The organism is Aequorivita aurantiaca (assembly GCF_030410135.1).
Lineage (GTDB): Bacteria > Bacteroidota > Bacteroidia > Flavobacteriales > Flavobacteriaceae > Aequorivita > Aequorivita aurantiaca.
The window spans coordinates 22,518-34,239 of record NZ_JAUGQQ010000016.1; the positions used below are offsets into that span (position 1 = coordinate 22,518).

Annotated in this window: 7 protein-coding genes; all 7 read left to right on the forward strand. The window is 41.1% G+C overall.

Annotated elements, in window-relative coordinates; all coding sequences use genetic code 11:
- Window positions 1–2 precede the first annotated feature (2 nt).
- Entirely contained in the window at window positions 3–332 is a 330-nt protein-coding gene (locus tag QRD02_RS13720) for a DNA-directed RNA polymerase subunit omega (RefSeq protein ID WP_290255534.1), read from the forward strand.
- A 132-nt stretch (window positions 333–464) separates the two neighbouring features.
- Window positions 465–1,688, forward strand: a complete 1,224-nt coding sequence (coaBC, locus tag QRD02_RS13725) for a bifunctional phosphopantothenoylcysteine decarboxylase/phosphopantothenate--cysteine ligase CoaBC (protein WP_290255535.1) — start codon at window positions 465–467, stop codon at window positions 1,686–1,688.
- Window positions 1,681–2,571, forward strand: a complete 891-nt coding sequence (porD, locus tag QRD02_RS13730; RefSeq protein WP_290255536.1) for a type IX secretion system protein PorD — start codon at window positions 1,681–1,683, stop codon at window positions 2,569–2,571. The genes coaBC and porD overlap by 8 nt, the downstream gene beginning before the upstream one ends.
- Before the next feature lie 109 nt (window positions 2,572–2,680).
- Window positions 2,681–4,333, forward strand: a complete 1,653-nt coding sequence (recN, locus tag QRD02_RS13735) for a DNA repair protein RecN (protein WP_290255537.1) — start codon at window positions 2,681–2,683, stop codon at window positions 4,331–4,333.
- Window positions 4,334–4,407: 74 nt separating this feature from the next.
- Complete coding sequence (locus tag QRD02_RS13740) at window positions 4,408–5,223, forward strand: enoyl-ACP reductase FabI (protein ID WP_290255538.1); 816 nt, start codon at window positions 4,408–4,410, stop codon at window positions 5,221–5,223.
- 148 nt (window positions 5,224–5,371) lie between these two features.
- A complete protein-coding gene (locus QRD02_RS13745; RefSeq protein ID WP_290255539.1) occupies window positions 5,372–9,472 on the forward strand; it encodes a T9SS type A sorting domain-containing protein in 4,101 nt (1,366 codons plus the stop codon).
- A gap of 540 nt (window positions 9,473–10,012) precedes the next feature.
- On the forward strand, window positions 10,013–11,722 hold a 1,710-nt coding region (locus tag QRD02_RS13750; RefSeq protein WP_290255540.1), incomplete at its 3' end, for a GEVED domain-containing protein.

Consider the following 11,722-nt stretch of genomic DNA (forward strand, 5'->3'; position numbering starts at 1 on the left):
TTATGGATATTAAAAATTCAGAAGCACCTATCAACACGGTTACTCTAGACAAGAATTTGATTGATGAGCCCACAAACAATATTTATGAGGCAATTTCAATAATCTCGAAGAGAGCTTCGCAAATAAACGGCGATATTAAAAAAGAACTTCTTGAAAAACTAGATGAGTTCGCCACTTACAACGACAGTTTAGAAGAAATTTTCGAAAACAAGGAACAGATTGAAGTGTCCAAATTCTACGAAAGACTTCCAAAGCCGCATGCATTGGCAGTTCAGGAATGGTTGGACAATAAAATTTATTACCGAAACACAAAAGACGAGGTAGTAGAGTAGAGGTTATAAGTTGCAGGTTGCAAGTTGTAGGTTGTAACCCCTGAGTTTGAACTATGGCTCATCAACTTTTCTCGGGATTACACCAAAACCCGAAACCTTAAACTTGAAAGCTGAAACCTGAAACCTAAGAAAATGGCTGTTTTGAACGGGAAAAATATCTTGCTTGGCGTTAGCGGCGGGATTGCCGCGTACAAAACAGCTTTTTTAGTAAGGCTTTTGGTGAAAAAAGGCGCAAACGTAAAAGTGGTAATGACCCAATCTGCCAAGGATTTCGTAACGCCGCTCACCCTTTCCACATTATCTAAAAACGAAGTATTTTCTTCCTTTATCGATGAGAAAATTTCCATAGATAATCGCGAACCCAAATGGAACAATCATGTGGAATTGGCACTTTGGGCAGATTTGTTTTTGATTGCTCCGGCTACTGCGAATACGCTTTCAAAAATGGCACATGGAACGAGTGATAATCTTTTACTTGCATGTTATCTTTCCGCAAAATGCACGGTGTATTACGCTCCTGCGATGGATCTGGATATGTACCAGCATCCCACAACTGAAGAAACTTTCGCTAAACTTGAAAGCTTTGGAAATATTCAAATTCCCGCAGCTTTTGGCGAACTTGCCAGCGGCTTGGTCGGGCAGGGAAGAATGGCCGAGCCTGAGGAAATTATTTCTTTTTTGGAAAATGATCTTCTGAAAAAACTTCCACTTCGGGGCAAGAAATTTTTAATTACGGCTGGGCCAACGTATGAAGCGATTGATCCTGTTCGATTTATTGGCAACCATTCAAGTGGAAAAATGGGGTATGCCATAGCCGAAGCTGCCGCAAATCTTGGAGCTGAGGTTACCTTAATTTCCGGTCCGGTTAGCCTTACCCTTGAAGATGATTTCGTGAAAATTATCCGCATTACTTCAGCCGAAGAAATGTTTGTTGCGGCGCACCAACATTTCAACCAAAGTGATGTAGCCATTTTAAGCGCTGCGGTTGCCGATTATCGGCCATCAGAAGTTGCTTCGGAAAAAATAAAAAAGAAAGAGGAGAATTTCACCCTTCAACTTACAAAAACAAAAGATATATTAGCTTCCCTTGGCGATATTAAGGAAAGTCAATTTTTGGTAGGGTTTGCACTGGAAACGGAAAACGAGGAGGAAAACGCAAAAAGAAAACTTGAAAAAAAGAATTTAGATTTAATTGTGTTAAATTCGCTTCGTGACAAAGGGGCCGGTTTTGGGACCAATACCAATAAAATTACTTTGATAGGAAGGGACAATAAAACCCACAATTTTCCTGTTAAAACTAAAAAAGAAGTAGCAATCGATATTTTAGAATATATTATAAAACAGACAAATGCGTAAATTTATACTTTTATTCATAGTTGCAATAGCTATGTTTCCTGCACACGCACAAGAGCTAAATTGCACCATAACAATTGATGCGGTGCAGACGGGACAGCCCAATTTACAGATTTTTAAAACCTTGGAAACCCAACTGCGGGAATTCGTGAACAACACGAATTGGACGGATAATGAATATAAGAACCAAGAGCGAATTGATTGCAATATGAGTTTAGTGATTAGCCAATTTGACGGCGATAACTTTACCGGAACACTTCAAATTCAATCCTCACGGCCTGCTTTTGAATCAACTTATGATAGCCCCGTCTATAACTATTATGATAAACAACTCACCTTTAATTATAAGGAATACGAGCCGCTAAACTTCAACATCAATACTTTTGGCTCTAATCTGGTTTCCGTAATTGCTTTTCATGTATATACCATTATTGGTTTAGATGCCGACACATATGTATTGAACGGGGGAACTCCTTATTTCGAAATAGCCAAGCAAATCACTAACACCGCGGCATCTAGCAATTTTCCTGGATGGCGCTCCACAGATGGAAACCAATCCCGATTCCGTTATAACGATGCTTTGCTATCATCCGTTTATAAGGAATTTCACGAGGTGATGTATCAATATCATCGCAATGGTATGGATGTTATGGCTACAGACCAAAAATTGGCCAAACAGAAAATTGCAGATGCAATCAACCAATTGAAAGGGATAAATGATAGGCGTCCCAATTCATATTTGGTGCGTACATTTTTTGATGCAAAAAGTGATGAAATACAGGCTATATTTAGCGGTGGACCACAGGTTGATATTACTCAGTTGGTGGAAAATCTGAACCGGTTGGCGCCAACCAATAGAACTAATTGGGCCGAAATTAAATTTTAAAATTTATCTTGGGATAATTTCACAAGAAGATTTCTATCCTCTAATTTTATAGTCCGAATAATTAATCGGGAAAATTTAATAATTACTTTTAATTTCTAATCCTTTAAACGTGATAACCAGCCTCGCCATAAAAAACTATGCGCTTATTGAAGACATTCGCGTGGATTTTAAAGAGGGCCTAACCATAATTACGGGAGAAACGGGCGCCGGTAAGTCCATTCTTCTTGGAGCTTTGGCATTGGTACTGGGCAAACGCGCGGATATTGGCAGTGTAAAGGATTCTTCCAAAAAATGTGTTATCGAGGGGCATTTTTCGGTTAAAAATTATGCACTTCAAAATATATTTGAAGAAAATGAGCTGGATTACGACCCTCAAACCATCATTCGCCGTGAAATATTGCCAGGCGGAAAATCCAGGGCTTTTGTAAATGACACTCCAGTTTCCTTGTCACAACTTCAGGCGTTGGCGCCATATTTGGTTGATGTGCATAGTCAGCACGAAACTTTGGAAATTGTGTCTGAAAACTTTCAGATAGAAGTTATTGACGCGATGGCCGAAAACAGTTCGCTTCTAAAAAAATATCAACTTCTGTTAGCGGATTATAAATCTATCACTGAAAATCTTGCGAACCTAAAACTTCAAAAGGATGAAGCTTTAAAAGAACTTGATTACAATACTTTTCTTTATAACGAATTGCAGCAGGCAAATCTAAAAAAACTTGACCAGCAGGAATTGGAGGAAAGTTATGAAACCTTGAATAATGCTGAAGCAATACAAGAAGCACTGGCCCATGTCAATAAGCTTTTTGACGAGGAGCCAATCGGAATTTTGCAGACGGCAAAGGAGTCGCGAGTGGTTTTGGGGAGGATAAGAGACTTCTCGAAAGCATTTGAAGAAAATTGGCAGCGGTTGAATAGCGTTATTATAGAAATGGAGGACATTTCCGCTGAAATTGCCGCATCTGCTGAAAAAATTGAAGCCGATCCTGAAAAGCTCTTTCAAGTAAATGAAAAATTGCAAACCCTTTACAAACTTCAGCAAAAACATGCTGTTGCCTCTGTTTCTGAATTGATTGAAATACAGAATTCGTTAGCGGAAAAAGTGAACATTACCTTAGGGCTTGATGAACAAATCGAGACATTGGAAAATGAACAAAGCAAGTTGCGCGGAGCTGCAATGCAAACTGCAACTGAATTGCACTTCAAAAGAGTGGAAGCCATACCGGTGCTCAAAAAAAAGTTGGAAGAAACATTGTTTCCTTTGGGCCTACCGAACGCACAGTTCCAATTTGAACTACTTCCTTCAGAAATTTTTAAAAGTAACGGAACCGATACCTTACAACTACTTTTTACGGCTAACAAGGGTTTGGCATTCGGGCCTTTAAAGAAAGTAGCCTCCGGCGGTGAAATGAGCAGAATAATGCTCGCCATAAAGGCGGTTCTGGCTGAATATAAAAAGCTGCCCACCATAGTTTTTGATGAAATTGATACAGGCGTTTCTGGGGAAGTGGCCAATAAAATGGCGGATATTCTTCAGCAAATGAGCAAGAGTTTGCAACTTTTAAGCATCACGCACTTGCCACAAATTGCAGCAAAGGGCGACAATCATATAAAAGTTTATAAAGAGGATAAAAACGATTTAACTAATACCTATTTAAAAGTTTTGAACGAAGAAGATCGCATTGTTGAAATTGCCCAAATGCTGGGCGGCAAAAATGTTTCAGCGGCCGCAATAGCAAATGCGAAGGAATTATTGAATTAAAATGTATCTTTACTTTTGAATATCTTTTTCATACCCTGACTGAAATCTTAAACAGTAACACAAATTAAAAACACATGTCGTATAATTTATTAAAAGGAAAAAGGGGAATTATTTTTGGAGCGTTGGATGCAAATTCCATTGCGTGGAAAACAGCCGAACGCGTGTTCGAAGAAGGCGGCCGATTTGTACTTACCAATGCGCCTATTGCGCTGCGAATGGGACAAATAAACGAACTAGCCGCAAAAACAAATTCTGAAGTTATCCCGGCAGATGCAACCAATTTGGAGGATCTGGAAAATTTAGTGACTAAGGCAACGGAAATATTAGGGGGTAAATTGGATTTCGTTCTCCATTCTATTGGAATGTCTGTAAATGTGCGAAAGGGTAACCATTATACAAACCAAAATTATGATTTTACACACAAAGGATGGGATATCTCTGCCGGTTCCTTTCACAAAACCATGCAAGTGCTATATCAAAAAGATGCAATGAACGAATGGGGAAGCATAATAGCGCTTACTTATATGGCGTCGCAGCGCGTTTTTCCGGATTATAATGATATGGCCGATAATAAGGCGTATTTGGAGAGTATCGCACGAAGCTTTGGATACTTCTTTGGCAGGGATAAAAAAGTAAGGGTTAATACCATTTCACAGTCGCCAACGCCAACAACAGCGGGCCAAGGCGTAAAAGGTTTTGATGGCTTCATCAACTATGCCGATAAAATGTCTCCCTTGGGAAACGCCACAGCATTGGATTGCGCCAATTATACAGTAGTAATGTTCAGTGACCTTACAAAACGTGTAACGCTTCAAAATTTATATAATGATGGAGGCTTTTCAAATATGGGAGTAAGTGATGGCGTAATGGAAGCTTTTATCGAAAAGTAAACGAATTATAATATATATCAGTCTCACATCCCATCCATTTTTTGGATGGGATTTTTTTATTTCTGAAATAAAAGTAGTTATTGGAAATATTTGATATTAACATTTTTTTAAATACTTTTAGAGGATTATTAACTAAAATTATCAAATTATGAGAAGAATTACTATTATTGGCTGTCTCATTGGTTTGCTATCGCTAACCGTGAGTGCCCAATCTACTCGAACTTCTTCATCGCATTCCGACACTCGGACTACGAATGTTGAGGTACAAAAAAAACCAACTGCTTCATTTGAAGAGTTGCTTGTGCGGTATCAAAATTTAGGAAGCACGAGCGGGTTTCTTTCAGAATACTTTTCCAAAGAGGAGCAGCAGATTCTAAATTCCCATTTTAAAAATCAAAAACCTGTACAATCTGATCAGGTTGTAATGGGAGTCAGAACGAATAATACTGCCGAACCCAACCCCATTTTTGTTTCCAACAATAAAGCTTTTACGCCCCTGTTTGTGGCCCTTCCCTCAAGGCCCGATGCCCGAGAAGGAAAGCTGAGTGATGTTTCCCCTGAAAATAGAGCGGCTTTTCAACAAACACCGTTATTTCTAGCTCCAAGCGCCCTAACTGCGGAGGAGGAAGCCGAAATTTTGGCGGCGGAACAACAACGCGAGAATACCAATGTAATTGCCAATTATGAGCCACAAGGGAACGTTATTCTTTCAGCTATTGTACCTACTGCTGGGGCTACTGAAACGTTCGCTGTTGTTACTGGCGATTTCTTTTATGACCCAACCGATGGGGTAAATGGTGGCCCGGGTGGAGATTGTACTACAACCTCTTCCGGAAACCCAGGGGATTATCCCAATTGCGGTTGTGTTACCACTACAACATTAACTGGAACCGATCTTTCCGTGGAATTTTTATCTTTTAAAGTATTTGGAACTTTTGATTTTTTAAATATTTATGATGGGCCGGACACAAGTTCTCCCCAAATTTATGACAGTAATTTAAATTCAGATACAGACACCCTTGCGGGTATGATTGCAGCAAATGGTTCCGGAGTTTTTACATCCACCTCGGGTGCATTAACATTTGAATTCAACGCAACGGCCGTAGTAAACTCCTGCGGATGGGAAGTTGAAATTCTTAACGCTGGCGGTGGTGGCGGTAGCGGATGCTCTACGGGAGTATACACAAGCCGCGCAACTTTTGACGCGGAAACCGGACCTCTTAATCTGGAGGATTTTGCCGGTGGCCCGGGCTCCCTGGTTCAGTGCGGTTTAGTAATAAGCAATACAGGTGATTCATGTTTTCCTGCGGGAGAAATTTTACCGGGTATAGAAATTACATCCAACAATTCTGCAGGTGATCAAACCGTATATGTAGATCCAGCTGATGGTTTCGGAAATACGGTGCCTATTGTGGGCTCAAATGCTTTTGTGGATTACACAATAATAAATTTTCCGAACAATGATGTAAATTCCTTCGGTTTTGACTTAATAACGCTATTGGGCACAGGTCCTGTTGAAGTGAGAATTTTCGGAGCTGGAGGATTAATTGACACACAGATAGCTACTGGAACTAATCCAGAATCATTCTGGGGTTATATTGCTTCAGAAACTATTGTTAGCGTTGAACTGGAAGATTTATCTGGAGCAAATATTGAAGGAATTGGAATGGTCGCTTTCGGAAATTGTTCAGGAGGCGGTGGCGGTACTGCTTGTAGCCAAGACAATCCTGAAAACGCTTTTGAGAATGGCTATACCACCTCATCAAATCAGAGCCAACGAATTGCCTTTGATATCACCGTTCCCGCAGATACAGATTTCACCTTAGATACGGCCACTGTAAATATCTGGATGAACCCAGGGGCAACCCTTACATCTTCAGATATTACATTTTACAGTGACGCTGGAGGTATTCCTGGGGCTGTTATTGCTACCCAATCGGCTGTTGTGCCAACCTCTCAAACGGTTATAGGAAATAATTTTGGTTTTGATATTTCAGAAGTCGTATTCGATATTGCTCCGGAAATGCTTGCGGGCCAGGCCGGAGTTGAGACCACGTATTGGGTTGTTTTCACGGTAAATATTTCTTCTGGAAGCGGATATATTAGTTCAACTACCGCAAGTATTGAAGGATTTGAAGCATATTTCTCGACTGATGGTGGAGCTACCTGGATATTAATTGCTGGAAATGATATCGTATATAACTTTGAAGGCGAATGCGAAACTATTGGCGGTGGGGGCGGAATGCTGGATACTGCATATGGTATTAACAACGGCAATTTAGAATTGATAGGATTTCCCGTAACTGATCCGTCATCTGTTGAGGTTTATGGTGATTCCCCAATTACAGTGAATTTTGAAAATGCCGGAGCCATTGATCCTGCCAACCCAACAACTGGCTACGTTCTTGACAATACAGGAGCATTCTTTAGTTTTGATGTTGCTTCAGGTTTTTATACAGCTTTGGGCACTATAAATGGAGAATGGCTTGGTATGGAATATGATCAAAGCACTGGAATTCTTTATGCAATAACCCTTACCGAACTTTACACCATTGATCCAATTGGAGTGTCTGCAACATTGGTTGGACCATTGGGTCTTGCTGGAGGCGCATTACCCATAGCTTTGGCAATTGATGGTGCTGGAGTCGGATATACTTATGATTTGGTGGATGATAACCTATACAGTATAAATATGGCAACAGGAGCCACTACATTGATTGGGAACATTGGTTTTGATGCGAATTTTGGACAAGGTATGTGTTATGATTCCGTTACCGATACAGTATATATGGCCGCCTTTAACGGCGGAACCTTTGCAGCTGAATGGCGTTCTGTGAACACTACCACAGGAGCTACATCGCTAATTGGCCCTATCATTACTACAGCAGCCACAACTCAAGTTGCTTGGGTTTCAATAGGAGAGTCACTTCCCCCACCGGCGTGTCCTGAACCTACAAATCTTGTGGTTTCAAACATTACGCCCACTACGGCGGATCTTTCCTGGAGTGCGGAACCTAATGCGAGCAACGGTTATATTTGGTATGTATTTGATCAAGGAGCAAATCCCCTTACTGATCCACCGGTAGCGACAGGTACTGTTCCTGCGGGTACTACAAATGTAACCGCCACTGGCTTGGAAGGTGGTCTAAGCTATGACTTCTATATTGTAGCAGACTGTGATTCAGATGGCTTGAGCCAACTTGCTGGACCAATTAGTTTTGCAACACCTCCCGCATGTGGTGGAAAATTTTATGATACAGGAGGACCGGGCGGTGATTATCAAAACAATGAAAACGTGACTACAACCATTACCCCGATAAATTCCGGAGAAGTCGTTACCGTTACATTCACTGCTTTTGAAGTTGAAGCTACTTGGGATGCATTATATGTTTATGATGGTCCAGATACTTCTTCACCCCTAATATCAAGCGGAAATCCTCCTACCAATAGTGGGTTCCCAGCTGGTGGATATTATGGGACCAGTATACCAGGTCCATTTGTGTCAACTCACCCAAGTGGAGCGCTCACTTTTGTTTTTATGAGTGATTCCTCTGTTCCCCAATCAGGCTGGGAAGCAGATGTTACTTGCGCCTTAACTCCGCCACCAAATGATATGATTGTAAATTCCATAGATGTTGATGAAATAGGATTCCCATATACCGACCCTGCGGTCCATATGCCTGCGGCTACTCCAGAAAATGGGAACCCTATAAATTGTGATCTGACCGGAGCAAATGGTGTTTGGTATAATTTTGTGCCAGAAGGGGATGGAACCGCCAATGCAACCATCGTTTCACCAAGTGGAGCAAGCTCGGTAACATTCTATACTGCACCCAATGAGAATGCCGTGGAAACAGACTTAACACTTGTTCCACAGCAGACTAATCAGTGCGCGCCTGGTACTTCCGCGTCAATATTCACTTTAGGCGGGCAAGCGTATTATGTGTTCGTATTGAATACAGGATCAATAACGGATATTGTAATTGATGGCACCAATCTTGGCATTTCTGATAATACCATCGCTGGTTTCAGTTATTATCCGAACCCTACTAACAACATTTTGAACCTTCAAAGTATTGAGAGTATTGAACAAGTTTCCTTCTATAATGTTTTAGGACAACTTGTTATCGAAAACACTGTGAATGCAACCTCTACTCAGGTAGATATTTCAAACTTAAATACGGGAACCTATATAATGAAAGTTACCGTAAATGGAGAAATAGGTACGTATAGAGTGCTTAAGCAATAGATGTTTTTTTTAATTTAAACAGAACCACCCGATTTTGTTCGGGTGGTTTTTTTATAAAAAGTACTAACCATTGTACGTTTGCGATAACCATTTTCATTAATTAGCGAATGGTTCTGGAATAGCAAAGCCTGCACACTTTGAGGTGAATTCCTACATAAGAATCTTATAGTCAAAACTTTTGAAATATGGTTTTTTTAGAATAGCTTTAGACCATAAATGATTACTAACTAAAACTTTTTTATTATGAAAAAATTTACACTATTAATTTTGTTAATGTTCTGTGCCATCGGGTATAGTCAGCATGACATCAAATCGATGGGTGTTGACAACCCAGTCTATTACAACCAGCACCAAAAAAAGGATGCTGTTGTTTCAAAAACGGTTTCGGACAGTCCGTCGGAGATCAGCAATATGAAACAAGGAGAAAATAATCCTGTTGTATACAAGAAGCAACAGAATGTTTCAACACCAAGTGGGCGTTCTGCAACTTCTCTGGAAGGGGAGGCGCAAAATCAAGGAAATGTATCGGCACCTTCTTCTTTGAGTCCTTCCAATAGTACGTTAAGAACGGTTGTTGGCCCTCCGCCCGGCACAGCCTCGCGTAACTCGGTGCCCGATTCCTTTAATAATAATAGGGCTCCAGTAACTATTACTCATAGCGTTACACAGAATATCGTTGCGGGCAATTCAGTTACATGCAATACAGGGGGAATTCCCGTAGAAAACAGTTTTTTCAGAGATTTTGATTTAGCTGGCGATTTTGGAATTACAGACGCTTTTACCGTAAGCAGTGCGGAATTTGCCGTGGAAGCCGCTTCAGGAGCTACCAATTTAACAATAAACATTTATTCCACAACTACCGTTTTCCCAGGTGGATATCCTGGTTCGGCTACGTTGCAGGGATCAGCAAATTATGTGTCCACCGCAGCTGATGCTGGAACTGTTGTATCTGTTCCTGTTTCTGCAACTATTCCGGCTGGGTCAATTATGATATATGAACTAAAAATAAATGCTGGCGCAACTGCCGCATGGTTTCCAGGTTCCAATACAGGAGGCCAGACAGGTGTATCCTGGATCATGTCAACAACTTGCAGTATAAATGTTCCAACAGATTTAACTGCCATTGGTTTTCCGTCCCAACATATGGTAATGAACATAGTGGGTGAAGAAGGCGGTGGCGGCGGCGCTTTTCCAGCTCCTTATTGTGGGCCACTTGATTTTACTACCAATGTGGAGCCCATCACCTTGGTAGAGCTTGCCGGAATAAGCAATGTGACTAGTGCTGTTGTCAATGGCACCCCTGATCATGAAGACTTCACAGCGATCTCTGGTGATATGGAGGCCGGGATGAGTTATCCTGTATCTCTTGAGGGAAATACGGATGGTCCCTTCACAAACCGTTTTGTGGTATTTATCGATTGGAATCAAAATGGAATCCTGAATGATGCCGGTGAAGTATATGAAATTACCGACCTTTTAATTAACTCCACAGGTACAGATGGTCAGCAATCAAACGGGAATATTGTTGTTCCTACGGATGCACTGGCTGGAACTACCAGAATGCGTGTCAAAAAACAATTTGGAACAACTAATTATTTAGACCCATGCTTGGCAACAGGCTTTGGTCAGGCTGAAGATTATTCTATAAATGTTACCGCTGGCGGCGGTGGTGGTGGAGCTTGCGCCAATGCAGTGATAGAAGTAAATCAAGATTCAAATACTACTTGTATGGCGGGAGTTTCACAAGGCGGCCTGGCACAATCTTATATTCCATTAGAGGCTGAAGCAGCTGGTGCGGGTATTATGTTTACTTCAACATCTTCAGGTCTTGATGTGAATCTTTCTTTATGGGATGGACTACCAAATGCTGGTGGAACTATGCTCGCAAGTGGAACAACTCAAACAGATGGAACAGAGTGGGCCGATGTATTCTGGGATCCAGTGGTCAACGTTACGGTAGGAAATACATATTTCATTGTAATTGAAGGAGATCCTGCATTGCCTTGTATTGCTGGTGATACTGCAGATCCTTATCCTGGTGGAAATGTTTACGCAAATACAGGTTACCAATCATTCCCAGGATTCGACTACACTTTCAGAACTTACAGTTGTGATGGTGGCGGCGGAACAGGTGGTCCTTGTGACATCACTGCATTAAGTAATGCTTTCGAAAATGGCAAGAGTTTCACTAAAAACTTAGGCCGAATCACTGCAAACGATTTAACGGTTGCTGATGGTGAAGACATGCTT

Excerpts from the sequence above, each read along its gene's own strand:
- QRD02_RS13720 (WP_290255534.1), top strand. The coding sequence starts at position 3 with ATGGATATTAAAAATTCAGAAGCACCTATCAACACGGTTACTCTAGAC.
- coaBC (WP_290255535.1), top strand. The coding sequence starts at position 465 with ATGGCTGTTTTGAACGGGAAAAATATCTTGCTTGGCGTTAGCGGCGGG.
- porD (WP_290255536.1), top strand. The coding sequence starts at position 1,681 with ATGCGTAAATTTATACTTTTATTCATAGTTGCAATAGCTATGTTTCCT.
- QRD02_RS13740 (WP_290255538.1), top strand. The coding sequence starts at position 4,408 with ATGTCGTATAATTTATTAAAAGGAAAAAGGGGAATTATTTTTGGAGCG.
- QRD02_RS13745 (WP_290255539.1), top strand. The coding sequence starts at position 5,372 with ATGAGAAGAATTACTATTATTGGCTGTCTCATTGGTTTGCTATCGCTA.